Origin of the sequence: Zunongwangia sp. (assembly GCF_048269745.1) — a bacterium.
Classification (GTDB): Bacteria; Bacteroidota; Bacteroidia; order Flavobacteriales; family Flavobacteriaceae; genus Zunongwangia.
On the sequence record NZ_JBLXIB010000007.1, the window covers coordinates 152,430 to 179,023 of the forward strand.

A 26,594-nucleotide genomic window follows, 5' to 3' on the forward strand; every position below is an offset into this window, starting at 1 on the left:
CTTGCCCCGAGGTAGTTTACTCGTTTTTGGAAAGTTTGTAAGCAATCATTTTTTTTAGAATAAACGGAGTAAATAGCGCAAACCGGGTATTAAATTCTTTTTGAGAAGTAGCTTGATTTAAATTAGAAACCATTGTTACCCAAGTATGCATTATTTCGTCTTCTGGATTTTCGTTTTCAGTTTCTATGGCAATAGCTTTGGCTAAATCTAAATGATCGTCTAGCTCATAAAACCCCGTTGGTTTAACCAGTTTAAAAACTTCTTCCAGTTTAGGTTGGGTAGCGAGTAATTCGCTAGGTTGAATTTCGGATGAATTTGAACTTAAGCTTTCAAATATATCGACCATTAAATTTTGTACGTCATCATTTATACTTTTATCTAAAATTTGCATGATTTATTTATATTTTGAATTATATATTTTTTGATTTACCAATACGTGCCGACTAAAAACGTCATTCTTATAAAGGCCACAACACTTTCTGAAGTAAGCTGCAGCGGCGTTTGCAAATCAGTAACTTCTTCATCATCGATGAAGACCAGAAATAATCCGTCTTTAAATGCGATGAGTACATTATCGATAGCTTCTTGCTCGTTAGCTAAATTTTTATTGGCTAACTCGCCAAAATCTACTTTACCGCTTTGGGCTTGATTTTGAATTTCTGACGGGCTTAAAAAACCAATCACATTCACTTCTAAGCGTTTTTTATTGAATGCTTCTACCTGATTTTTTACACAACCAATAAGTAAGTCTTCCAAGGTTTGTGGGGTTTCTGCTAAGGTGAACGGTATTTTTTTTACCTTTTTTTTACCTAATCTTTTTAATTGTAACGTGAGTTGCATAGTTAACGTAACTTTTGCGTTAGCGATTGTCGTGAAAAGCCCACAGTGCGATAGCACGCGGACTTGTAACAGAAAGCGCGCCCCACGAGAGTGGGGAACGCCCTAATGCTAATTTTAATTATTGATTTGCGCCAAAATGGTTGGATCTTGTATTTTATGGTCTTCGGCAAGCAGTTTCATTTTAGAAATAAGCTCGGCAGTTTTAGGATCGTCATCTACAAAAGGTAAAAACATACGGCCACGATGCTGACTGTGAACCGGCAAGATGGAAAGCGCTAATCCGTTTTTGCTGACCTGCGCACTACCTAAATGAATGCTGTATTCGCCAAGTTTTCCTTTAATGAGAATATGTCGATTTTTAACTTCAATATTATCAAGTTTAAAGAGTTTGGCAGATTCTTTGGCTAGAGCTGCGCGCATTTCCATGGTGCTGTGGCTGGCTTCCGGATCTACACCACCCACGTGAGCAACACTAACCACCAAATCGATATCGCGCATAATTTCGCTAAATACTACCGGCGGAATTTCGCTAAGCGGAATAGGTTGATAATCGGTTAACGAGTGGAAACAAACTTCTTCTAAAGTTGGCGCTTCTACATCTGAAGGCGAATACCAGTCGGCCATGGCATACATAGTCGCCATAAATCCGCGTTGATGATATACTTTTTGTAGACCTTCATCGTGGTTAACCGTCCAGCCCCGGCTGCGTAATAAGGCTACAGTTTTGTTGGGTTGAATTTGATGCCCTTCGTAGCGTTTTGATCTATAACCGGTTTCGCGTTCTTCTTCGGTAACTACATACAACTCTCTAAATACCTGTTTAAAAGGTTGTACGATGCGCTCAGCAAAAAGATGTTTTTGGTATATATCCCATTCTACGGTTTGGAAAAGGTGAGAAGGATGGGCAATCACTAACACGTCTTCTTCTGCTAATGCATGTTTTTTACCAGAAACATCGGTTAAAGTAGCTTCATGATAAAAACCGCTAATTTCTTTTTCCGGAGAAAATAATACCAATTGATTGAGCATCGCTTTTACAATAGGATGCCGCATAAGCTTATGAATTTCTGCTGCGGTAAATTGATCTTCGTTTACCATTGCATTTTCTAAAGATAAACGCGTTCTTTTGTATTGCTGTGCTAAATAGGTTTTATGTTCTTTTAATTGAACAACCGATTTTTCTTTGCGGTATTTTGCCGGAATATTTTTAAGCGGTTTGCCCGCTTTGGTTACTTGAATACTTGCTTTACCTAACTCATTAATCACCAATTTTAATTCGGTTTCATCGAGCGTTAGGCTTGCATTTTCCATAATTTCTTGCGTAGCTTTTGCTTCCATGGCCCAACTGAAACGTACACGGTCTTGATAGCCGGCGTTTCTAGATAAATTGTCTAATGCAATTTCTACGGCTAATTTTTCGCTTTCTTGACGCTGCGCTCCAAATTGCTTGCTTTCTTTTAAAAATTGTTGCAACAGATTGTAGCGTTTTAATAAATCTTTTTCGGGTACGGTTTTACTAAGCGGAATTAAGCCTAAAGCACGCACATAATCTTTGTCTCTTTTTTCTTTTACTTTCTTAAGCGTTTCGGTAATTTTTACTTCGCCTAGCATCACACTAGAATACAATTTAACTTGGCGGTGGCCATTTCCGTCAGAAATATATTTGGCGGCATCGTGTAAAAGCTTCCAATTCGATTTTCCTAAATCTTTATACACTTTATTGAACCAATCAATATCGATAGCGCCAATGGCAAAATCGGATTTTGGAATGTTAGAATACCTGGAAATGATTGTTTCTTTTTCGCTAGTCATATAATCTGAAACATGCGCTTGAAACCACCAAACGGCATCTTCTAATTTTTCTAAGCCTAGATATTCTCCTACATAACCTGCCCATTGCGTGGCGTAACACGCCAATTCGATTAAGCGTTTTTTAGGGATTTTCGCTTCATCGGCAAGTGCTACAAAATCGGCATAACTTTCTGATTCTTTAGGAACACTTTTTCTAAGGATTGCGCTAAATTTAGATTTTTTACTATCTCCATAATAGCTGTAACCACGTTCAAAAGATTCTTTACCTAAGCGCTGTAAAATTTCAAATACATAATGAGTGCCCGCTACTGTTTGTATATGGGCAATATAATCTGAAGCCTCGGTGGCTAAATCTCCACGCTCTAATTCTATTTGTAATAAATTAGTTTTTAGCGGTAAAAACACCTGTGGCGGAATAGGGTTTTTAGGTATTTTGCCACTACGTACTCGGTAATTTAAACCACCGTCTATAATAGACATTAATTCTCTAGAATATAGCGCTTGAAATAAGAGATCGTCATCATTAATTATATTTTTTTGATGTAATTTAATGGTGGTTGCTATATCGGGGCTAGGCATATCACTAGCGTTTTTAACTTTCTGTGAAGCTACATCTCGAAGTTGTGAAACCGGTTTAGGATGGCCTAAATACTGAGCAGTTAGGTACAGATGCAAATCCCAATATTTTTTTAGTTGATCTAGGTTTGCATTTTCTAATTCATTTTCATTTAGGGATCCAATAAGATGAGAAGCAATAATCGTCCAATTGGAAGATTGTATGGAATAGCTGTTTTGTTTAAAGCCTGTTTTTTTATATTCTTCCGGAAAATTAGCAATTACATCTTCTAAAAGATCTAATTTGAAATTAATCATATTAGGCAGATCTTTATAAGCACTGAAAAGCCTATTTAGAACTCTTAAATACCATTGATTTTTTCCGTAATATGAACGCGGATTATGGTCTATAGCCAATTTTTCTAAGTTAGGAATGTACTGTTTAACAAAGGGAATAAGCTTACCATAAGTGCCATAAGAATTGCCAGCAGTAGCTATAAAACGTATAGCCATATACATTTCATAATCGTTAAGTTGGCTATGTTCATACCATTTTATCCAAAGTTCGGCTAACGGTATGTTGTGCAATTCTTCTAAAGGAGTAGGGTCTTCTAGTTGTTTAATATCGTGAATTCCATGTCCTAATAATGTAGTAACAGTTTCTCCCTGATAGCCTTCTCGTTCATATTCATAATTACGCTGATTATCGATTAACATAATCAATTTATTTACTTCAATTATTATTTTTTCGGCATTTACAAAAGCTTTTAATTTAAAGCTTTTACCGGCTGAAGTAACGATACCCAGTTTATCAAAAAAGTTGGGTTTATTTTCAAATTTTGATTGTGGTATATAAAGCGAACTTAAATTACTATAATCTACCGCGCCAAAGCCATTACTAAAGGTATTTGCATTTTCAGATTGGTTAAACTTGTCTAAAAAAACTTGTTCGTTTTTGGTGTGTTTAGGGCGTTCTTTATACCGTTCAATTTGTTCTGTTATAAATTCAGGATATTTTTGATCGTTATCTAAAATCGATAAAATTTCTAGCCCTGCTAAACGCTGATTTACATTTTTAGCTTCTATTAAATTAAGGGTAGTGGTTTGTAAAGTTTGTTCCGGTTGATGAACCACTAATTCTATTAAAGCAGAACGTAAAGTTTTGCTTTTTCTACTTAGCAATTCTTCGGTTAGCATTAACTCTTCTTCATATAGTGGCATCACATAAAATAATTGAATACCGGTAGCCATCACGGTTTCGTTACGGTTTTTTATGGCTTGATGTGCTAAATTTCTTTTCCAAGAACCTCGCTCGTAATCGTAATTTGCTTGCGGATTTGGTACATTTTTTTTGCCCCAATAATATCGATGACTGTTTGGGAAAACTTTACGAATGTAATTTTCCCTATGTAGAGAAGGTAAATTATCTATATCATCAGAAAGTAAGGCTAATTGTTCTTCGTTAGCATTTTTGATTAGAAAGTTGTAAAACGATTCTGATGAAGGTTGAAAATCATACCACGAAAATATTTTGCCTATTTTTTGTGATTTACCGTTATCTACAGCTTGAGCAACTTCATAAATTCGCTTAAAAGTATCGGTGTCTAATTCAATTTGTGGCAAATTTAAAATCATCCAATGATCGATAGCCGGATCGTTCCCTAACTCTTTTTTAAAGTAATCTACAATAGTATAATTAGTCCGATTGGTTTTTGATACAAAATAAAGCGCGAGTAATTTTTTATCCCTATTTTCTGTTTGGTAAACTAGATTTAAGGCTTTTTGGTTGGCTATATCTACATCTCTAATTCCTACAGCCCAGAGCGCAACGTAAACTTCAAGATTATCTTTACTATTAATATATTCATCTACAGTACTAAGGTCGGCTATTAGTTTTTTAGCGATTTCTAAAATTCGATTTACCGTAGTTTTTTTAGGAGCTTCCCAATTAAAGCCAAACCAAACATTTATAGCACGAACCACACTGCTAAAACGAGCTAAATCATTATCTAAAACTAGATTTATAATGTATTGAAGCGCAGCTAGATTAGTTTCGTCTAAACATTCTAAAATAGTTTGTCGTAAGCCCTCTTGCCGCTGTGCTGCTAGTAATAAATTACCTACCAGATTCCAGTTTTTGGGAAGAGGAGTTAATAATAAAGCTTTAATAAGGTCATGACTTACACCGCCTATCTCGTCTTCACCCTGAATAATATCATCTACAACTTCATCTACAAGTTCTGGTTTATGTACCAAAATAGCAGCAAAAAAATAGCTATTTCCGCGGTCGTAATAGGTACTGTACTGTAATTGCTCTTGTAACGATAATCCGCCCATTCCTAAACGGCTAATACTTAAAAACCGGCTAAATAGGTTTATTTTTTTATCGAGTAGCTCGAAGGTGGGTTTACAGCGAAAAGCCTTTCTAGCATATCCGCTTTGGTAGGGAAGAGAATCAATAAGTTGCCACATTACGCCTAAATAAGGAGCCTGAATTTTTCCAAACAATAAAACACCAAGCTTCATCCCTTCCTCATCAAACCAAGGATTCATCGTTTCAGGTGCTTCGAAACTATCTAATATATCATGAATAGAGTAGTAGTTATATTTGTCTTTTTGTATTCGAGCAAGTACCCAACCTAATTTTTGGTAAGGTTCAGAAAACTGATTGAAATCTTCTTTTTTTAATGTGGGTTTCTTAAATCTGGAAACGTATTTATTGGCTTGTTCTGTAGGTATCATAATCGATGATCTTTAGAATCGAGTTTAATTTTCTGCAAGATACCTAGCTTATTGCTTTATTTACTCCCTGTTTTTGGGGATATTTTATAAAAGTAATTGGTAAGCTATGTTAACGAAGAAATTTTTATAATAGCGTAAATGCTCATAATTTATTTACATCTAGGTATAATGAATATGAAATTAAAAAAGACTTAGATTATTAAATTTTTGTTTAAAGTATTGGGTGGGTAATATCTACTTTATTAGTTATTATTTACATAGTTAATTCATCGAATAAAATTCCTATTTAGATTTCTTTTGATAGTTCATTTTAACCTTAGGTTTATTGATTTTAGGACTATCGAAAGAAAAAAATGAAGATGAAATAACAATGTTTTTGATATTAAATTCTGTATTTATATCCTTTTTTCAAGGAATTATAATTCATGTCTTATTAGAGTTACTTTTAGCAGGTAATATTTAGTTTTTCAGTTCTACCTACGCAGTAAATTATATTTTTTTTTATATCTTATCAACTTTTATGCGGCTAAAAAACGTATAAACGAATGAAAAATTCTATAAAAGTTGATCGGGCAATTTTGAATTTAATTCAGCAAGATTTAGCGAAAAAAGTTAATGTTTTTCACTAAACAATTAATTCAATAGAAAATAATAAATATACTCCATCGACTATTTTGGCTTTAAAAATAGCTATTGTTTCTGATAAAACAGTAAATGAAATTTTCCAGTTAAATAAAGGTAATTAAAGTCGGTTTGTAATATAATCTACTTATTGATACAGTACCTTAAACTCTTTTATATTCTAAGTGAGAAAAATAAAGGATTAAAAAACTAGAGTTATGCTTTTTTAAACTAAAACAGTTTGTAATATAAAGAGCTGAATTTCACTTCAGCTCTTTTTATTCTGATTTTTATAATCTTAAAACCAATTATTAGTTGTCGAAAGTTTCAGCAAGGCTGATTATTATTTTTCCCTGAGCCCTTCCAGTAGCTAAATATTCATAGGCTTTTACGGCATTTTGAAAGGAATACACAAGATCGATAGTAGGTCTAATCGTACGATCTTCTACCATAGCTTTAATCTCTTTCAATTGTTCTCCATTTGGTTGCATCCAGGTATACTTATAATTAGCTGATTTTTCTTGGATAAGTTTAGTTAGTTTTTCAGGTAACTCGTAATTCTCTATTCCCATCTGTTTAGCGGATTCGGCATCTAGTGGGCCTACTATGGTGGTAACGCTTCCGCCTTCCTTAATAATGTCGAAAGCTTCATGAGTATAATCATTACCTAAGGTATCGAAAACGACATCCAGGTTGTTGGCCACCTCCTTGTAATCCTCGTTCTTATAATCGATTACTCGGTCGGAACCTAAAGCTTTCACCCAGTCTAAGTTGGTGCTACTGGTTGTGGTATACACGATCGCTCCCTTAGCTTTTGCGTATTGAATAGCAAAACTTCCTACTCCGCCAGAACCTGCGTGTATTAACACTCGGTCACCTTCTTTTAAACCTACTTTTTCCAAAGCTTGTATAGCGGTAAGTCCAGTTAACGGCAGTGAAGCAGCTTTTTCAAAGGTTACATTCTCAGGTTTATGAGCAACCACTTTGCTGTCTACAGCAACAAATTCTGCTACCGTTCCCATGTATTCTTGCGGAACTCTACTGAAAACCTCATCACCCACTTTAAAATCTTGAACTTCATTTCCTATTTTAACAACCTCTCCGCTTACATCATAACCGATTCCAGTAGGAAGGTCAAGTTGAAGCAGATCCTTCAAGTGACCTTGAACTATTTTATAATCGATGGGATTAGCTGCCGCAGCTTTTACCGCGATCAGTATTTCTGAACCCGAAATTTTAGGCGTATCTACTTCAGCAATTTTCAAGCTGTCTTTAATATCTCCGTATTTGGTAATTTGTAATACTTTCATAAAATTATTTTTTCGCAGTGATTTCAGAATCTTAGAGAGAATGTTAATCCAAAACGCTAATTTTTTCTTATTAGAATCGCCTCTGAAACTTCTGCGTATTGATTTATTATTATTTTTAAAATATCTTAAGAAATAAAGTAAAACTTATTTTAAGCTTAGACTCTTTTTCTTCAACCTAAACAATATAGAAAGAATATCAGGTTTTGGAATAAGGTTTAGAAAAGGTTTAACGCTTCATGAAAGTTAAGTACAAGTTTGTTTTTTTAAATTTCAAAATTGATTGAGAGATACATGTTTTCTTTCTTGATTTGGTTTTTTCAATTTATTGCTAAGCTAAAAATTGAACAAATCGAAATCATAAGGGAAATGAAAAATTGCTAAATTGCATTCAATCCGAGAATAATAGTTAAAGTTAGGCGCAATTAGGAATCGAATGCAACTCGTTAAATAGCATATAAAAATCATGTCATCAACAAAAAAGCAAGAAGAAAAATCAAGCTTACACCCTCGAAATAAAAACAGAAAAAGATATGATTTAGCTGCATTAGTCACTTCTAGTCCCGAATTAGAAAATTATGTAAGGCCTAATAAATATGGGGATAATTCAATCGATTTTTCAGATCCTGTGGCCGTAAAAGTGCTCAACAAAGCATTACTACATCATTATTACGGAATTAAAAACTGGGACTTTCCCGATCACAACTTATGTCCGCCAATTCCAGGTAGGGCCGATTATATTCATCACATTGCAGATTTATTAGCTGAAAATAATTTTGGCTCTATACCTACCGGCGATCACATTACTGGTTTGGATATTGGTGTTGGCGCCAGTTGTATTTACCCAATAATTGGCGTTACAGAATATCATTGGAATTTTATAGGATCTGATATTAATCCTAAATCGATAGCTTCAGCGAAGCATATTGTCAATGTTAATTCTGCGCTCAAAGATAAGATTGAGTGCAGATTACAGCGAAATAAGAAGCATATTTTCTCTGACATCATCGGCGAAGAAGAAAAAATTGATTTTACGCTATGTAATCCTCCTTTTCATTCTTCTTCTGAAGATGCTGCCAAAGGAACTCGAAGAAAAATAAAAAATTTATCGGGCAAAAAAGAAAAGAATCCCACACTTAATTTTGCGGGAATTAACGATGAACTTATTTATAAGGGTGGAGAATATAAATTTATTGACCAAATAATTAAAGAGAGTAAAAAGTTTTCTAAAAACTGTCTTTGGTTTTCTAGCTTAGTCTCTAAACAAGCTAATCTTAAAGGAATTTATAGATCCTTAAAGAAAATTGAGGTTCAACAAATTAAAACAATTCCTATGGGAACCGGTAATAAATCTAGCCGAATTGTGGCTTGGACTTTTTTAACTGAGGAAGAGAAAAAAGTTTGGAGAACAACGAGATAGAAGATATGATTTGAGAAGTATATTTAAGCATCATAACTCAAGGCTGAGTTATAGATGCTTTTAAAATTAAAGTTTTGAAACCCCTGTCTCTTTCTATTGTTTCTTTTTTTATAAATTTAGATTTTCTTGTAATGGTTTCAGCATTCTGTTCCTCTTCAAAATGCCAATTGAAAACTCGAAAAATCAATAATCGTTATCAGGTATTTATATTTATCAACGCTTTTGAGTATGGACAGTTGCGGGTTGATTAGCCAGATTTTGTCTGTTTAAAATAAATATTGCTAAAAACATCTAATATCGATTAAGTATTTAGCCGCAATTGGCTATACGCATTGTTAGCACCAGTTATTTTACAAGTTCAGCCATTTTATCAATAATTTCTTTCTTTTTTGCTTCGTCAGTTTCTTTATCCAATTGAGCTTTTAAAGCATCTAAAACCATTGTCTTATTTTTTTGCTCTTGAAGATTAGCCTCGTATTTGATTTTCAGACTTTTATTTTCCTCGATTGAAATATTATTGTCACCTTCTGAAGTTGATATTGCACCATCAATAAGTTTTTCTATCAAAGTTTTTACTTCAGGGTCTAAAGTTCCATCATTACTAACTAATTCAGCAATTCTGTATGAAATAGACCTAAAATTTTCTACGGCAGAACTTCTCTTTATTTGTGCGATACTTTTAGAAAATTCAACCGCTGATTCAGCACTTATTTCTTTATAATCAATTGAATTTGTTATTTTAGAAATAGTTTCGATTGCTGCATCAGGTGTGTTTTCTGCTAAAACTCTCAATTTTATACTTCCATTTCCGTCAGGAATAATTGCAATTACACTACTTCTTTTTGTTGCATCAAATTGTGACCAAAGAATGTTCGGTGCTATTGGTCCATCCTTTCCGTTTTTAAATAAAGAAATTCTTGAAATCGATGAAGAGTGTTTTTTTGAAAAAGTTTTTGTGTCTATTTGCGCATTTGATGTTAATCCAATAAAAAATAAAATTGGAAGAAATAATTTGATTGGTTTCATAATATTCAATTTTAATGGTTAGTTAAGATGTTTGTTTTTAATTGCTGCTAAATCGTGATATGAATCAAAAAAACTAGATATCCTGTTAGTAAACCCGGATATCAGTGTATTTAAGAGCTATCAAGTAATTCTTGTTGACTCTATATTTCCCCTAAAACATATACAAATTCTAGGTTTTGATTATAGATCAATTAATAAAGACATTCTTAGCTCTCATTTAGCTAATCGCTAAATAGCTGACTTTATTATTAGTAAAATGATAGAGCTGTATAGAATATTAATAATTTTGATTTGTTATTTATAAAGCAACGAAAACTATAGGCTGAAGACAATACTCCAAAAGTGGTATTTTACAAGTCTAAAAATCAAAATTTTAAACTTAATCCATATTGTTGTAGGCTTTAAAAAGAGATTTGTGTTTACTAAAACGATCGGATTGTTGTATTGGGTAAGAATTTAATTCAATTGAATAATAAAAAGTGATATATAAAGTGGCTAATAGGAATTCAAAACAATACCATCGATTATGCGTAAGATAAATCTTATTCAGTGTTTAAAAAGTATATGAGTAATTTTAAAAATCGTGATTTATTGAAGTAATTCCATAGCAATTGCTATGCGAACCAGTTGTGAAGTTTTATTTATATCTAATTTTTTATAAATATTACGCCGGTGTGTTTTTACCGAATGTGCAGAAAGAAACAACAAATCACTGATTGCTTTAGTTGAGTAATCATTTGCGATTAATTTCAGTATTTCTTTTTCTCGTTTGGTTAAGGTTTGAAACCTCAACCAATTATTTAAATTGTCTTCGCCAGAGGGGATTAGCTCTTTAAAAACTTTATTCATTATTTGGCAGTCAGAAGGAAAAAGCGAAGTATTCAACGTTAATTGATCATTAATCAAGATTTTACTCGTAAAATAAGAGGTCATTTTTCCATTTAATTGTACAGATTGTAAATAGGTACAGACATCATTATAGTCATTTTTTAAATGAAACTTTTTAGCAAGCTGTTCAGATTGGATTAAAAGTTTAGTGTTAGATATGGTTTTTAAATAGGGTTTACCTAATTCGCGTAATTTTGCAACTTCTTCTCCTTTACTGTAGAACGATTTACTAAAAAAATGATAGTTATGATTTACTCTATCATTTATATAGATGGGGTGTTGTATAAAATCTTCAATTGAATAAAACTCCTTTTTGTTTTTTAGATAGAGATTTCTTAATCTAAAAGAGAAATGCTTATTCTGGTTATATATGTCTTTTTCGGTAAATAACTTCATTTTTAGTCAAATATTTCCGGCGCTATTTTTTTTATAATATTTATAAATTCAAAAGGTTGATCAAGACTCGGGTAATGTCCGCAATTTTGAATATCTATGATTTTACAAGAATCATTACTAGCATTTTTAACTCTTTCTAAATATTCCCTATTTACTGAAAGATCAGCGTCTCCACTAATTATATATTTAGGTAAATTAAGCTCTGTAAATATTGAATATTGGTTAAATAACCTATTCTCCATCAAATCTATAGCTAGAGCTTTTCTTACAAGAGGATTTGCTTTTTTAAAATCATGAGTTACTAAGTCTATTTTTGACCTATTTAAAATAACTTCACCAAGCGTTTTTCTAATCTCATCTTCATTCGGGTTTACAGTTAAAAAAGTATTTAAAGCAACTACCGGTATAAACGCCTCTTCAATATTTACAGGATTTTTTAAGGGAGGAGTCCCCATAATTACCAAACCTTTTAATTGAGGGATTTCAGTTGAAATTTCAATAGCTAAATGACCTCCCATAGAATTTCCAATTAATAGAATCTCATCATCAATGTCTTTAATATTCTCCAACAAGAATTGCCGTTGAGCACTAAAAGAGTATTTATTGAAGTCTACATTATCGGGTTGGTTATTTCCGTGTCCCAATAAGTCTATAGCTATTTTAGTTTGTAAAATTGCTGTAGACTTTAATAAATCATCATAAACTTTAGCTGATGAGGAATTTCCGTGAATACAGACGATAGTTCCTCTTTCTTTTCCTTTAAAAATATAATTCACTTGAAATATTAATATCTTGTTAGAACTGTAAATTGAATTGTATTAACATTTAAAAATTAGTGATTTTTTTTAATAAAATGAATTTTAATTTACTTAATTTCAATTTGTTAGGTATTACGAAGTAATATTGAATACTTTCTAATTCAATTTATCTAAATTGTTCAAGCGATTTTTGAATAATCAATTAGAAATCCCTCAGAGTATAATTTCGTTTGCGATAAACTTTTACATCGATCGCTTTACGATTAAAAATTATAAATACTATACAGCGTAAATAAACTAACGTTATTGATGAATTAATTAAAGTTTTGATAGATTCTATAGATAAAATGAAGAACTTTAAAATTTTAAGGAGTGTAAACTTATTACGGTCATTTATAAAATAAAATTCTTTACTGAATTTTAGATGCTTCAAAAAGATAAACCTATTTAGAAATACTAAAAATCTTGTTTATAGAAGATTCATTATTTTCCTCAATTTTATGTCTATAATAAGAATTATCAAAGTGAATTAAAAAGAGCTATAATATCTAATTCTTTATCTTTCACCTAAAAACACCAAGTATAAACTTAATTTATTTCCCGATACAATATCTTGTTTCCGTTATTTTATAGGTGTTTAGAGTGGGAGTGAGATACATATGAGGTACGGATATTTAAAACACTTAATGAAAATTGATCTCAATTATCATAGTGAGTCTCAATTAAGTCTAGATATGATCTTTAATTTTTTTAAAAATATCTTTTTTAAATCGACTAAATGGTCTCTTTCTGAAATCAATTTCTTCAAAATACGCTCCAAAGGCTACTAATGTCCAATTCACATTAATTAATTTTAGTGATATTAGGTTGATTCTTATAAAGACGCAAATCCTTTACCTAACTCTGCTAATTGATAGAAATGTTGAAATATTGCATCTGTTTTTTGTGAGAAGATATCACGATTATAACTTTGAGGTAAATCTTTATTGAGAATTTTGCTTATTTCTTGTCTTACAACTTCTTGAGTTGTTTTCTCTTTATGCCACTCTTGAATTAGAATCTTATTATTGGAGTCAAAAAGGATTTGCAATAAATGTGAAGCTGCTAGCTTTACATTTTTCTCTTCTTCTTTAGTAAGCTTGTCTTTTTTGAGCAAATCAAAGAGTTCTAGCTCTTCCTCAGTCATTCCATTTTTGGCAGCACGTTCTTGTTCGTCAGAAAGGTCTTTAGCTTGTTTAACTAATTCTTCATAAGCTTCTTCTATAGATAAGCTACCTGCATTGTAATCTTCAATTATTTTATCAAATCGCTCTAAAAAAGAGCCTCTAGTAGTGTTTTGAGCAAGCATTTGTTTAAGTTTGATTTCCATCAATTCTCGCAAATCTGCAAAAGCTATGTTCTTGTGTTTCTTTTCTGGGAAGTCTTCACGCAATCTCGCAAAATCTAGCTTACTTAAATCGACTTGTTTAGAAGTATCGATGATATATCGTTCTGAGGCTTCACGTAAATCACCCTTTCCTAAAACGCTCGAATCTAATAAGGCATTTAATTTTTCTTTAGCTCGTTCTATAGCTTCATCTGCGTCTACATTGCGATCTACTACTTTTTTGAGATACTCAAGAACGTCTCGTTCTTTCTTGATTTTAGGATAGCTATATATTTCTGGTTTTGCTGAATCGTATAAGCCAACTATGGTGTTAACGAACAGACCTAGCTGCTTTTTATATTCATCTTTTTCTAAAATTTTATCTGCATATTCTTGAAATAGTTCTACTTCTTTAAAACCACGGTCTCCTAAGTTTAAAATAGCATCTATATTTGCATCAAGTGATAAGCAATATGCTTTTGCCTCTGTTATACCTTGTTCTAATAGTTCTAGCAGTTCTTCAAATTCTTTAACCGGGAATTCATCTTCATCTCCATTGTCTTTTCCTTTTGTTCCTTCTGCATAAGCTGCTAGTGCTTTTCTAAGGTTTCTAAATACGCCAAAGTAATCAATGACTAATCCATTCTTTTTGCCTGGCAAAACACGATTTGCACGCGCAATGGTTTGCATTAATGTATGATTTTGAAGTGGCTTATCTAAATATAAAGTTGAAACAGCAGGTGCATCAAATCCTGTTAACCACATTGCCGTTATAAAAACAATTCTATAGGTACTATTAGGATCTTTAAAATAATCTTCAATGTTACGGCCGTCTTCATCTGGATATTCCATCAGTTTGCGGTGTGGAGAAATATTTAAACCTTCCTTTTCAAACTTTAGTTTTTCTTCAGTTTCAGTTCCCTCCAGACTTATTACAGCACTCATACGCGTCTCATCCATAAAAGCGATAGCACGTTTGTAGCGTTCTATCTCTTCAGGATTTCGAGATTTAGCTATTTTTTTACGCAGCTCTTTTATTTCTTCTTTTTGCGCAGTTTGTACAAATTCATACATCCGTACTGCTGTAAACTTATCGATACAAACCACCATAGCCTTCATAGGTCTGCGGTTTTTCTCATCATCTTCTACATCTAAACGATAGGGATAATGCTGTACAATATGTTTGGCTATTTCTTGCAAACGGTCTTCTCTACGTACGACTTGTAAGAGTGTAGAATACTCGCGGTCGAGTTGTTTTTTCTGTTCTTCGGTTAAGTGTTCGTCTTCTAATATTCGAGCTGCATCTCCTACTAAATCTTCATTTACTTGCTCTACTCGTGGCACGCTCTTTTTATAATAGAGCGGTACAGTTGCTCCGTCTTCTATACTTTGAGCAAAATTGTACTCAGACACATAATCTCCAAACCAGTCTTTGGTTAATTCACTGCGTAATAAAGGTGTTCCTGTAAAGGCAATGTACTGGCCATTTGGCATCGCAATACGCATATTTTCTCCGTAGCCTTTGTACTGTGTTCTATGTGCTTCATCTACAATGATAATCCAGTTATCTCTGTCTGTTAATTTGGGGTAGGTTTTACCTTTTTCAATACCGAACTTATGTATCAATGAGAATAGAAAAGTTCTGTTGGACTGGAGATATTCCCGTAATCGCTTTCGCGAAAGCGGTCTATAATAATTTTCCGTTTGCTCTTTAGTCTCTGTTATGGTTTCTGTCTCCACAAAGTTTCTATAAATCTGGTCGTCCAAATCCTTACGGTCTGTTACAATTATAAAAGACCAATTCCCAGTGACCTTGCGTTGCACTTTTCGTGAAAAGAAAATCATTGAGTACGATTTTCCCGAACCTTGTGTATGCCAAAACACACCCAACTTCCCTTCTTTATCTTCCTTATTTTCTAAAGAAACAATCGCATTATTCACACCAAGATATTGATGGTTTTTAGCAATAATCTTGACTTTATTTTTATGGTAGAGCACAAAATTTTCAAAGTAATCTAAAAGGTTTTTCTTAGTACAAAGTCCTTCTCCAAAGAGTTTTAAGCTTAATCTGTTTTTAGTGTTTTTACTTTCAGCTTCCACTTCCAGACGATTCATCTGGTCGTGAGTGACAGCGGTATCTTGTAGTTTTATCCAAGAAAAGAAATGTTCCCAAGGAGCATTAAAAGCACCCACGCGTGTTTGAATACCATTAGAAATACATACAAAACAATTGTACCAGAATAGCTGTGGAATATCTCGTTTATACCGTCTTAGATTTAAATCATATCCAGATTTAATTTTCTCAGTAGCGTTTTTAAGCTCTATCATTACCAGCGGTAGTCCATTTATATATAAGAGTAAGTCTGGACGTCTGGTGGGGTGGTCGTAGTCTGTACCTATGGACTGATACAGAATGGACAACTGGCTCATTACGACAAAGTCATTATTTACAGAGTTTTCAAAATCAATGACTTTTACATAGGTATTTTCTTCTCTGTTTTCGTGATTTTTGATGGTAACTGGAACACCTGTTTTAATAAGCTCATACACTTCTTTGTTGGCAAGTGTAGGTGTCACCATCGCTCTGCTTTTGCAAAGCTCGTGTATGGCTTCATCTATCGCATCAAGTGGCAGATTTGGATTAAGGTCTATGAGCTTCATTTTTAAACGGTCACGCAGCACAACATCCTTCAAGTTTTTACGCCCAACTAGTTTCTTCTCCCAGGCATCGATGTGTGCATCATATTCCAGATTCTCTAAAAAGAACTGGATGTCTGCTTCTTCTATGTGTGATTCGTTTAAAAATGCCATATTATAATTCTATCAATCGTTTACAGAAATCTACCGCTATTTCTATTTTATCTTTTGTCTTTGTTTCTTTTAGGATATGAAATGTATCATTACCTTCAAGCTTAAACTCATTTTTCAATACTTCAAAGCCTTTGTGTTTTTTGAGATTATATATTTCAAAATATCCGTCATCAATAAAGAGCAAAACTTTGTTAGGTAATGCAATGCAGCTTAAGTCATCAGTATATCTGCCTGAACAAAGTCTCACTTTAGGGCTCTTTACACCGTCTTTATTTAGTTTTTTTTCTATCGCTATCAAGTATGGATTTAAGTGATATGAAGCTAATGGTTGTTTGCCAGAATTACCCAAACTGTTTATACTAAAACCATCTTTATCGCCCCAAGTAAATACATTGAACCTATCATAATAACTTGATGTTATCTGACTATAATTAATGAAGTAATATCTCCAATTTTTCTCTTTTGAAGAATAACTACTAATTATGTCAGATATCTTTTCTTTTACTGTTTCTTTATCTGAGGAAATATAATCTTCAATGAATTTATTAATTGTTTGGTTGTTCTGAAGTAATTCATCTTTATCTAGTGGTGCTAAAATGCGATTCCAGTAACCATCAGTCCCGAAATATTTTATTACTCCTAGACTAGAATAGTAATGAGTTTCTACTGAAAAATCCCCTTTAGTTAGTAAAGCTCTCACTAATTGTGAATTGTTGATTTCATCCAAACTCCATAAAGCATAGAAAACCTCTACGTATTCTGAAATATTATTTACTTCAAGATTAAACACATCAGAAATACCTTGAATGTATTTATGGTCATCTAATTTGAGTATGGCTGTTTTGGAATGAGGATTATCTACTATTATTTTTATTTTATTTTGTTCTGATTTAATTGCATCTTTCGTAAAACCTTTATAGGAGTTTTCAGTAAAAATTTGGAATGTACTTTTTGATGTTTCTTCTTTAATTTTTTTAGTGTATTTAAATACAAATTTGGAATAGTCGAAGAAATTAGGTAGACGAAGATTTGATATTATTTCTATCCTTTTTGAGTTATTTGCTTGTCTTACTCTTAGTAATAGATTTCTTAATATCCGAGTGAAATCGGTAATTCTAGAATCTCCTATAGTTGAACTCGTTTCTATGCATAAATGTAATATCCCAAATAGCAATACGCGTTGCTGAACATCAAAAGAGCTAGTTGAAAATGATTTTAAGAATAAATCTGTGTTATTTTCATCGAAAAGTCGAACCTTATCTTCTTCATAGGATTTTGTGCTAAAAATGGAATTAAAGAAATCCTGGATGTTATCTAAGTCTGATAAAAAATTGAGTGAATTAAATAAAAAATCAACATTTGACTTCTTAAAGTAAGTTCTTTTCAGAGACTCAAAATTTCTTTCAAAACTATTTTCTTTATTTTGTGAATAGTGAAGCATTTCTGCTATATAATAGAAGAAATTAAGAAAATTACTATCTAAAGAACTTTCAGTTTTTTCTCTATAATCCCAAAATAAGTCTGTCCATTTACCATCCACGAGAAAAGCAAAATATTGCTGGTAAGTAACTTTACTGTTTTCGTAAGATAATTTTTCATTAAAGTAATCTGTTTCCTTTTCACTTAAAAGTTGTGAAAATATAGCCTTGAAGTTTTCAAATGGAGTAAGTGGTTTACCTCTTGAGTTCATTTTAATATATAACTCGTCGGTAAGCTTAAACTCGTTTGATTTTATATCTATGTAATCAAAGGTTATGACGTTTTGATTGGTTAATTTATACCAACCGTTCTCACAATCTTTTAATTTTTCATGAATTGTGTCGAGCATTATAAGCATTGCCGTTATGGTTGGGTCGTTCTTCCAAGATGACATAAACCAAGGCATATTAATAATAGTGTCTTTTAATGAATCGCTGATTTGATTCACATCTTTTGCATTAAATACTAATTTTTCACAAAAGCGAGTAGATGAGATTCTCGTCTCATACGTGAATTTTGAAAGTATGTTAGGGATTGTATTTTCCTCCTTAGAAGAAAGAACACCTTTTTTATAGGCAAAATACCAGTGTAACAGCCATAAGGTTGTAAGTCGTTGCTGTCCGTCCAACGGTATAAAATCGGTTTTATCCTTTTCACTTTGAGCTGTATAGCCGTAGACAAAATCGAGATTTAATTTTTCATCTTCACCATTGATTATTTTTTTAATCTTTTCAATAAAGCTGTTTCGTAAATCTTTCACAGAAGTTCTGCCTTGAGCATAATCCCTTTGAATCAGTGGAATCTTGACTGTATTGTTCTCTAATAATTGATAAAAAGTGTAAGTCATAGATTTATTCTTTAACAAAGGTTTTGTACGTTTTCTTTATACTCTTCAAATATCCTTTGCGGTCTTGTTTTGACCAGTAGGCATTATTTTTTGGGTAATCTGTATACGCTTTAAGGAATACGTTTCTTGAGCAAATAGGTATGTAAAATCCTTGAAGTTCTCTCTTTTTTATTTTTTCCCTTTTTACATCAAATACGGAGTTGTTTAATTGACTATTTGTGTTTTTATCAATGAGACATAAGTTTTCTATAAGATGTGCATTAGTCTCATTTAGACCAGATTCTTCATTCATCAACTTATAAACTTCATAATAAATAGCATCGAATGTTTCTTTTTCTAAATCTTCATCTTTAAGTGCATTTTTCATTCGCTTTAAAAGCTCTTTGTAAGAAGGCTTATTAAGATTTTTTAAAGACTTGATGTGGTCTCTTAACCAAGTGTTTTGATGGTCTGCGTTGGATATTGAATTAGAGTTCTGAGCGTGAATGTGTTCTAAACTCCATTTTTCGTTTCCAGTAGTTTTTTTATATAAATGAAATGGAAATTTTGCCTTTTCCTTTTCAGAGTTTAGAGTGCTTACTACATTATGGAGCAGAAGAATGCTGGTAATTAATGGCTTATCATTACTATTACTATCTTCATTTTCGTAACATAAATCTTTTAAGCCTACTTTTACATCTTCACCGTTTTTGTTCTTCCTAATTTTTGAAACACGAATAATTTTTCCTATTTCTTCTATTAAATATTCCTCAAAGGCATCTTTTGTTAAACTCTTTGATTGAGTGATCAATATGTCAATTATCGATGCGCTTTTTAATTCAATTAAGTAACCGATATAATGGTATAATTTTCGGTTATTAAACCACTCTTTATAATACTCAAAGTATTCAATGACTTTTTCCCAAATATGTTTTACCGCATCAATTCTTGAAAAACCTTCATTTGAAATTATATCATCTAAGTATTTAGATAATATTAAAAACGTTGCGTGCTTAAAGTTTTTAGATTCAAAGTATTTTTTTTCCTTTAAAATCTTATTTGCAATGGCATCAAAAATAAATTCGATATTTGTCGCTTTTGTATTCTCAGTATTATTTAAGAAATACCAAAACTCTTCATACTGTAAGGTGTACTCTATATTGTCCCATTCAGAAGCGATTTGAAACAATCTCATTTTATTAAAAGGCAATTCTTCTTCAGTATATTTATCACTCTGTAGCAATAAGGCTTTAATAAGCTCTGCGTCTGTAAGCGGTATCTTACCAACATTAAGCCGGATGAATACGTCTATAGGATTTGTTGTCGCTGCTACTTCATACCAGATAAAACGAATATTTTTATTACCTACATCAGTAATATCTAGAAGAATTGGAATTAGTTTATTCTTTGCTCCTGCGTGACTTGAAAACCACTTATTTATATAATCGTAACTTTTAGAGATGTGATAAAAGTCAATATTGGAATCATCAATTCCATTCTTGAATTCACCTTGTTTCAGATAAATTTCACTTTCTGGTCTAGTCTCATAGTTGAGTGTGAAAAGTTCTTGATGGTATCCATCTTCAAACCTTCGTTCTTCTAGATAGGTGATTATTAGAAAAAGTGTAGTAAGTCTCTGCTGTCCGTCAAGAACGTTATAAGAGTCTTCTCCTTCTTTTGTTTTCTGAACAACTATAGGCTGTAGACAGTAAAACTCGCCATTATTCGCAGTTTTTGAAAAGTACCATATATCATCAAGTAACTCTGTTACTTCTTGTTTTTCCCAACGATATCCTCTTTGATAATGAGGTATCACAAAGTCTTTTCCAAATAATTCTATAAACGCGGTCGTACTGCTCATTATTCTATTTAATTTATATTGGTCAACAACGTGTAGACCAATTACTCTTTGTTAGTTTCATAAACCGCTGCAGGCTCTGCCGCCATTGATAACCTCTCTTCGTCCAGCAAATGCTCGACAGAAAGCTTACCACTTATTAAACGTGGCAATAGTAAATCTCTGGTTTCTTGGAGGACTTGGTTTTTAGATTGAAGAATTCCAATTTCGTCCATAAATGGTTGAATTAGTTCTTCAAAATCATACACGGTATTTTTATCTGGAAAAACTAAATCTAATCCCATAATATCATTCGGATAAACGTGTGGTTGTGCAGCGCCTCTTTGTAAATGGAAAATTTCTTTCTGTCTTGTCTTTAAAGTCAAATAGAAATAATAAAATAACTCAGACATTGTTGAGTCCAAGTATGAGCAATCTGAAGCCCATATATTTTCGTAATACAAGTTTACAAAACCTGCATTTGCTCCAGAAGCGCTAATAGTCATGGTTGGACTTTTAGTATTTGCTTTATTATGAAAATATGCTGGAGTTAATCCACCTGCTACAACTGGTATATTACCTTCTTTTACCGTATTTTTTGTTATGTTCTTACCTTTTTTGAACTCAACAAAATCGCCAATAACTCCATTTTTCCACCCATAAGGAATCGCATCAGCATTTTCTCTATCTATTTCTTTACCATCTTTATCTCTGTAAACAATATTTTCATAACCAGGAAAACGTAAGCGTACAAACCATTCTTTATAGATTTCGCTTGCCATTTCTTCTAATAGCTGGATGCGCCGGTTGTTGTTTTCTATGAGGTCGTCGTAGGCTGAGAGGATTGAAGCGATTTTTTTTTGAAGTTCAAAACTTGGTAATTTAACTTTTAGTCGTTCGATAATTCCATTATTTAAGCTAGCTCTTGTTGTAAGCGTAGAATAAGCGGTCACTTCTGCCCTAAAATATGGGCTTCTTAAATAATATCCTATAAATCTAGGGTGAACTACATCATCAGTTTTTGGTCTTAATCTTTTTGTAAAACCATTAAAAGTTGCATTAGGGTAATCTTTAAGAGCAACAGTGCTCATTCCAAGTTCTTCAATAGTTTCACTTGTTCTGGTCAGAAAAACATCACCTTTCTTTACAGAATGATTCAGCTGTTCTTTTTCATTTGAATTAACTAGCTGACTAAGTTTTTCTGGTACAAAATAATTCCAAAAAACATCCGAAAAAGATAGAAACGGTTGACCAAATCCAAACTGATCCGCAGACTTTGATAATCCTGAACCAATTTCATATAATTCATCCAACTTATACTCTTTGAATACTGACATTATATATTTGAATTTTCAATTACTTCCATCAACTCTAAAGCTTGAGTATTTAATACGGATAGCTTTCTTTTATAAGAGGTTAGTTTTTTACGGAATTCTTCAACTGAAGTATTATCCTCTTCAATTTCAACTCCTACGTATCTTCCAGCATTTAAGGAATAATCCTGTTCTTCTACATATTCTTCCTTACTTGCCATTTTACACAAGCCCACCACATCTTTATATTCCGCTTCTGGGAAACGGTCTTGTAGCCAGGTAATTTGCTCGACCCAGTAGGCTTCTTGTTCTATGGCTTCTATATATACTTGTAAAGCTTCTTCTAGCGGTTTATCTGCTCGTGAGAGGTTGTGACCGGACCATTGTTTATCGTTTTTGAGCTTTAGATTCTTATCGGCTATTTTATATAAATCGACTATGGTTTTACTATCTTTTTTAAGTACTGTAGCGTCATTATTATTTTGGGTAACTTTAAACTGTAAATGCAGCGTTGCTTGCTTTTGTGCCTCGTTATCTAGAGGTACTTCACCAGAGGCAAACATTGAAGCCTCAATAAGCGTTTCGTTAGCTTCAGGCACTTCGACTCCACTCTGCACAGGTTTTTTTAGTTCGAAGGATTCCAGTTTGTTGTAAAAGTCAGTTTCGGCCAGCACTTTCTTTTTTGCAGGCGTGTGTTTTTCTTCTTTAGACGTTTTCGCGTAAGCGGTAAGATTATCTACCAGTTTGTTTAATTCCTTTCCTAAACCTTCTTTATGCGTTTTTACGGCCTCACTCGCGGTACGTGCTTTTGTGATGTAGTGATTAATTAATGACAGGTAACGCTCTTGCTCGCCACGATACAAACGCACGATGGCGGCAAGGTTAAGTTGGTTTTCTTCTGTCCACTCACGGTGTGCGCGGTCTATTTGTTTATATACATTGCGGGCATCTATAAAAAGAATTTTATCCCTGCGGTCGGTCTGTACTTTTGCCTTATCAAAAAACCAAAGCGTAGCCGGCAGTGTTACCGTAAAAAACATATTAGACGGCATACTAACCATACAGTCTACAATGCCGCTATCTACTATTTTCTTGCGTATATCGTACTCTGAGTTTCGGGCATCGCTGGCACTGTTAGGCATTACAAAGCCTGCACGACCTGTGGCATTTAACGAGGTGGCAAATAGCGAAATCCAGAGATAGTTAGCATCACTTATTTTATCGTCTTTTTTGCCTTTATTTTTTGGTAAGCCGTACTCATAGAAACGCTTATCGTTTTTAACAGTACTTTCTTTTACCGATTTGACATTAAATGGTGGATTTGCCATTACATAATCAAAGGCACCATAGCTGTTATGTGGGTCGTTTTCATACGAGTTGGTTTCATAAATCTCACCACGTAGGTTGTTTACCAATAAGTTCATTTTTGCCAGTCTTACGGTCTCACCCATATATTCTTGACCACATACATAGATATCATTAAGGTCCTGGTTTGCTTCCCGTATAAATGAGCCAGATTGTACAAACATCCCACCAGAACCGCAAGCTGGGTCATAGATTTTACCTTTGTAAGGTTCTATGACTTCTACAATAAACCGCACCACAGAGGTAGGTGTAAAGAACTCGCCACCTTTTTGCCCTTCACTCAAGGCAAATTTCCCTAAGAAATATTCATAGATTTTACCAAAAACATCACCAGAGGCATCTCTGGGGATATCGCTAAAGCTTTTAAGTAGCTGCGGTAAAATATCATCTTTCTTTTTTTCAATATCAAAATAAGCTTCAGTAGGTAACACGTCCTGAAACTTGGCATCTTGATATTTTTCGATCCCTTTCATCGCATCGCGTAAGGCTTCAGCCATCTTAATTTTTCCAGGGAGGTTAAGCAAATACTCAAAACGTGCATTTTCTGGTAGGTAAAATCCACAGGTTGCTATGGCGATCTTATCGATACTGCGTTCTACACGAGTACCTTTTTCTGCGCTATATGTTTTCAGTATTTGGTCTTCATGCTGTTTGTATTTATTATCTGCAAACTTAAGAAAGATTAATCCCAATACGGGTACTGCATAATCTGCTGCTTTAAGACCACCATAAGCACGTAGAGCATTTGCACTGTCCCATAATTTATCTTCCAGTTCGTTGAGTTGTTCGTTAGTCATTTACTTATTTAGGAATATTATTTTTTCGATTATCTGTTTTTCTTGAATCTTTTTTTACTTGACAGTCTCTGAGACTAAAAGCTATTTTTGGTTAACCTGAAAATCTCACCAATTTTAAATAGGGTTTCAAGACTAGGCTAATACCTATTTTGCAGGTATTTATTAAGGGTATTAAAGCTTTTGCCCAACTACTCAGCTAGCAAAAACGGCTTAAACCCTTTTTTCCAGAAGTACTTTAATTAGTTTCATTGTATTACGTTATGTTTTATGAAAAATCCGCAAATAGCGGTCAATTTATATTGTAGTATTTACTTTAAAAATTTCCTCATATCTCTACTTCCATGCAGTACCCTAACAATTCTTAAATGATCTTTTAGAATCCGATAAAAGATGATGTGAGAAGCGTAGGGTAGACTGTAGAGTCCATCTTTAATCTCGTGACGTTGTTTACCTATTTCAGGATTTTTTAATAGAAGTTCAAAGTGAGCACGCAATTCTATTAAATAGTTTAGAGCTTGTTCTTTCCCGAATTTTTTAAGTCCAAATTCATAAATAGCTTCGATATCTTCTTCTGATTTTTTTGAAAGGATGTAGTAATCCATTAAGAATTCTTCTTAGCTTCAATAATTTGATCCATCGTTTGATGGCTTTCAGGACCATCCCAACCAAGCTCAATCTCTTTTCTTAAATCCTGAATTACTTTTTCACGATAGATTCCGTGAAGTCGTAGGGCATCTCTAATTACCTCGCTATTATTTTGATATTCTCCCGAAGCGACTTGCTTAGAGATGTATTCTTCCTGTTTTTTTGTGAAGCTAATATTCATAACTATATCTATATATATCAAATATAGATATATTGAAATTTAAAATCAAATTATTTCGCCTGCAATTGCTATTACTGATTTTCGGTAATGTGATTCTCTTTATTTTAATGAGAGTTTTTTGTTTTTTTATCTCTCAATTTTTTTTAAGATTTATTATTGTCCTTTAAAGGATATTTTGCCCCAATCACCATCCCTCACTTTTATAAAGATCTAATTATCCTTATTTTCTATAAATCGTTACTTACTTTTTTATCTTCTAAGACTAAATCTCTGAATTTTATGAGGTTAACTTTTAAAATTTGAAATTTTAGCTTTTGGGTCGTTACATTATACTCCGGATAATTTATAAAGGCAGAATATACTCGTTCATTTCCTATTTTATACCACTTACTATTAGAACATAGCTCTTCTGTTCCCTTTTTGATTAGTTCTTCATCAAATCCAGAAACATCTAATTCATATATAAAAAAATTGTGGTCATGAATTTTGAAACCTTCGGAATGGTAAAAAGTATTTTTCTTAATAGAATGCTTTAATAGTCCGATTATAATATTGTTGTTTTTATGATACATCTAATTCTTTTTTGGTTCGGCAAAGATTGGTTTTTTGATTCTATTTTTATCCAAAATAATTGAATAAAGGCTTATGAGCTTTATATATGGCTACTTGCCAATTCCTAGTTATTTCCATATTTCTTTTATTACTTCTCCAATTGTTTTAGGATCAGATCCTTTTGTGCTGTCTTTTTGGGCTTTCAATTCATCTATAGATTTTAGTCCAAAATTTATCGAACCATCAGGATTATTCCAAATACTACAAATATATTCAATCCCTTTTTTTAGGACTATATCTCTATCAAATTTAATTGGTTTTAAAAAATTGGGTTGGGTTTCTTTTGTTCTGTTTAGTTTTTGTGGAACATTAAAATTCAGGCTCGATTCCGTAAACACAATATTTTTTCGATTTATTTCTAACTCATTAGCTAGTTCAGGCAGAAAGTATATTTTCTGAATTCTGTTGTGTAATGGATCTCTTTGAATTTCTATTAAAGATAATCGGTCAAGTTTTTCGATAATTGGCCAATAATGTTCAAAATTAGTTTGAATTACTTTTTTTTGTAAAGATCTATAGTTATCAAATTCTATAACTTTTTTTAAAACAGCTAATTCCTCTCTGGTTAACTTATTCCAATAACGAGCTTTTATAGCATACTTTAAGCGGTGATTTTTTGGACTTGTAAAATCATCATTTAATGGAGTGGGATCTAATTTAGATCTACAATCTGAACAGTGAAAATATGGATTTTCGATTTTACTTTTCGCTGTTGATTGGCTTGTAACAGGAATTATAATTGGTTTTTTACATTCAACACATTCATCTAAAAATAGCTTTGTTTTGGAATTATTCTTTACAATTGAATTTAACTTGGGTTGGGTGATTCCGAATTTATTCCTCAACTTGGTTGGAGAATAAAGAAATGTTCTGTTCTCAATTTTCCAATATTGGTTTATAATCTTAACAATCTGTTTATCCAGATTTTCGTTGAATTCTGTTTCTAAGCAAGGATATTTCATTTTATTCTAAATTTTATAATGTATTAGGCGTTTAC

At 32.7% G+C, this 26,594-nt stretch carries 17 protein-coding genes; 1 reads left to right on the top strand and 16 read right to left on the bottom strand.

Annotation, left to right across the window (positions count from 1 at the left end; genetic code table 11):
* Positions 1 to 16: 16 nt before the first annotated feature.
* The 4 genes from ACN0WI_RS10200 to ACN0WI_RS10215 all read right to left on the bottom strand — a co-directional run bounded on the left by ACN0WI_RS10200 (position 17) and on the right by ACN0WI_RS10215 (position 7,880).
* Positions 17 to 391, bottom strand: coding sequence for a hypothetical protein (locus ACN0WI_RS10200; RefSeq protein ID WP_417886669.1), 375 nt, complete (start codon positions 389 to 391; stop codon positions 17 to 19).
* A gap of 35 nt (positions 392 to 426) precedes the next feature.
* The gene (locus tag ACN0WI_RS10205; protein ID WP_270061067.1) at positions 427 to 840 is read right to left on the bottom strand and encodes a hypothetical protein; all 414 of its coding nucleotides are present in this window, start codon (positions 838 to 840) and stop codon (positions 427 to 429) included.
* Positions 841 to 954: 114 nt separating this feature from the next.
* Entirely contained in the window at positions 955 to 5,949 is a 4,995-nt protein-coding gene (locus tag ACN0WI_RS10210; protein ID WP_417886670.1) for a DUF4132 domain-containing protein, read from the bottom strand.
* 932 nt (positions 5,950 to 6,881) lie between these two features.
* Entirely contained in the window at positions 6,882 to 7,880 is a 999-nt protein-coding gene (locus ACN0WI_RS10215; protein ID WP_417886671.1) for an NADP-dependent oxidoreductase, read from the bottom strand.
* 463 nt (positions 7,881 to 8,343) lie between these two features.
* On the opposite strand from ACN0WI_RS10215, the gene rlmF reads away from it, so the two are divergent.
* Complete coding sequence (rlmF, locus tag ACN0WI_RS10220) at positions 8,344 to 9,297, top strand: 23S rRNA (adenine(1618)-N(6))-methyltransferase RlmF (protein WP_417886672.1); 954 nt, start codon at positions 8,344 to 8,346, stop codon at positions 9,295 to 9,297.
* A 345-nt stretch (positions 9,298 to 9,642) separates the two neighbouring features.
* On the opposite strand, the gene ACN0WI_RS10225 is transcribed toward rlmF, so the two are convergent.
* From ACN0WI_RS10225 to ACN0WI_RS10280, 12 genes are all read right to left on the bottom strand, one after another.
* Positions 9,643 to 10,332 (bottom strand): hypothetical protein, encoded by a 690-nt coding sequence (locus ACN0WI_RS10225; RefSeq protein WP_417886674.1) that lies wholly within the window; start codon positions 10,330 to 10,332, stop codon positions 9,643 to 9,645.
* 579 nt (positions 10,333 to 10,911) lie between these two features.
* Positions 10,912 to 11,607 carry a response regulator transcription factor gene (locus tag ACN0WI_RS10230; protein WP_417886675.1) on the bottom strand — a complete coding sequence of 232 codons (696 nt, stop codon included), beginning with the start codon at positions 11,605 to 11,607 and terminating at the stop codon, positions 10,912 to 10,914.
* 2 nt (positions 11,608 to 11,609) lie between these two features.
* Positions 11,610 to 12,383 (bottom strand): alpha/beta fold hydrolase, encoded by a 774-nt coding sequence (locus tag ACN0WI_RS10235; RefSeq protein WP_417886676.1) that lies wholly within the window; start codon positions 12,381 to 12,383, stop codon positions 11,610 to 11,612.
* A gap of 856 nt (positions 12,384 to 13,239) precedes the next feature.
* Positions 13,240 to 16,542 (bottom strand): type I restriction endonuclease subunit R, encoded by a 3,303-nt coding sequence (locus tag ACN0WI_RS10240; RefSeq protein ID WP_417886678.1) that lies wholly within the window; start codon positions 16,540 to 16,542, stop codon positions 13,240 to 13,242.
* A gap of 1 nt (position 16,543) precedes the next feature.
* Positions 16,544 to 18,868: a DUF262 domain-containing protein gene (locus tag ACN0WI_RS10245; RefSeq protein ID WP_417886679.1), complete on the bottom strand. Its 2,325-nt coding sequence runs from the start codon at positions 18,866 to 18,868 to the stop codon at positions 16,544 to 16,546.
* A 4-nt stretch (positions 18,869 to 18,872) separates the two neighbouring features.
* Positions 18,873 to 20,708 (bottom strand): DUF262 domain-containing protein, encoded by a 1,836-nt coding sequence (locus ACN0WI_RS10250; RefSeq protein ID WP_417886680.1) that lies wholly within the window; start codon positions 20,706 to 20,708, stop codon positions 18,873 to 18,875.
* A 41-nt stretch (positions 20,709 to 20,749) separates the two neighbouring features.
* On the bottom strand, positions 20,750 to 22,021 hold the full coding sequence (locus tag ACN0WI_RS10255) for a restriction endonuclease subunit S (RefSeq protein ID WP_417886681.1): 1,272 nt from the start codon (positions 22,019 to 22,021) through the stop codon (positions 20,750 to 20,752).
* Positions 22,021 to 24,159, bottom strand: coding sequence for a type I restriction-modification system subunit M (locus ACN0WI_RS10260; protein ID WP_417886682.1), 2,139 nt, complete (start codon positions 24,157 to 24,159; stop codon positions 22,021 to 22,023). Before ACN0WI_RS10260 ends, ACN0WI_RS10255 begins: the two co-directional genes overlap by 1 nt.
* A 308-nt stretch (positions 24,160 to 24,467) precedes the next feature.
* Positions 24,468 to 24,761 (bottom strand): type II toxin-antitoxin system RelE/ParE family toxin, encoded by a 294-nt coding sequence (locus ACN0WI_RS10265; protein WP_417886683.1) that lies wholly within the window; start codon positions 24,759 to 24,761, stop codon positions 24,468 to 24,470.
* On the bottom strand, positions 24,761 to 24,985 hold the full coding sequence (locus tag ACN0WI_RS10270; RefSeq protein ID WP_417886684.1) for a type II toxin-antitoxin system ParD family antitoxin: 225 nt from the start codon (positions 24,983 to 24,985) through the stop codon (positions 24,761 to 24,763). The genes ACN0WI_RS10265 and ACN0WI_RS10270 overlap by 1 nt, the downstream gene beginning before the upstream one ends.
* A 227-nt stretch (positions 24,986 to 25,212) precedes the next feature.
* Complete coding sequence (locus ACN0WI_RS10275) at positions 25,213 to 25,557, bottom strand: hypothetical protein (RefSeq protein WP_417886685.1); 345 nt, start codon at positions 25,555 to 25,557, stop codon at positions 25,213 to 25,215.
* A gap of 108 nt (positions 25,558 to 25,665) precedes the next feature.
* On the bottom strand, positions 25,666 to 26,559 hold the full coding sequence (locus tag ACN0WI_RS10280; RefSeq protein ID WP_417886687.1) for a hypothetical protein: 894 nt from the start codon (positions 26,557 to 26,559) through the stop codon (positions 25,666 to 25,668).
* Positions 26,560 to 26,594: the final 35 nt, after the last annotated feature.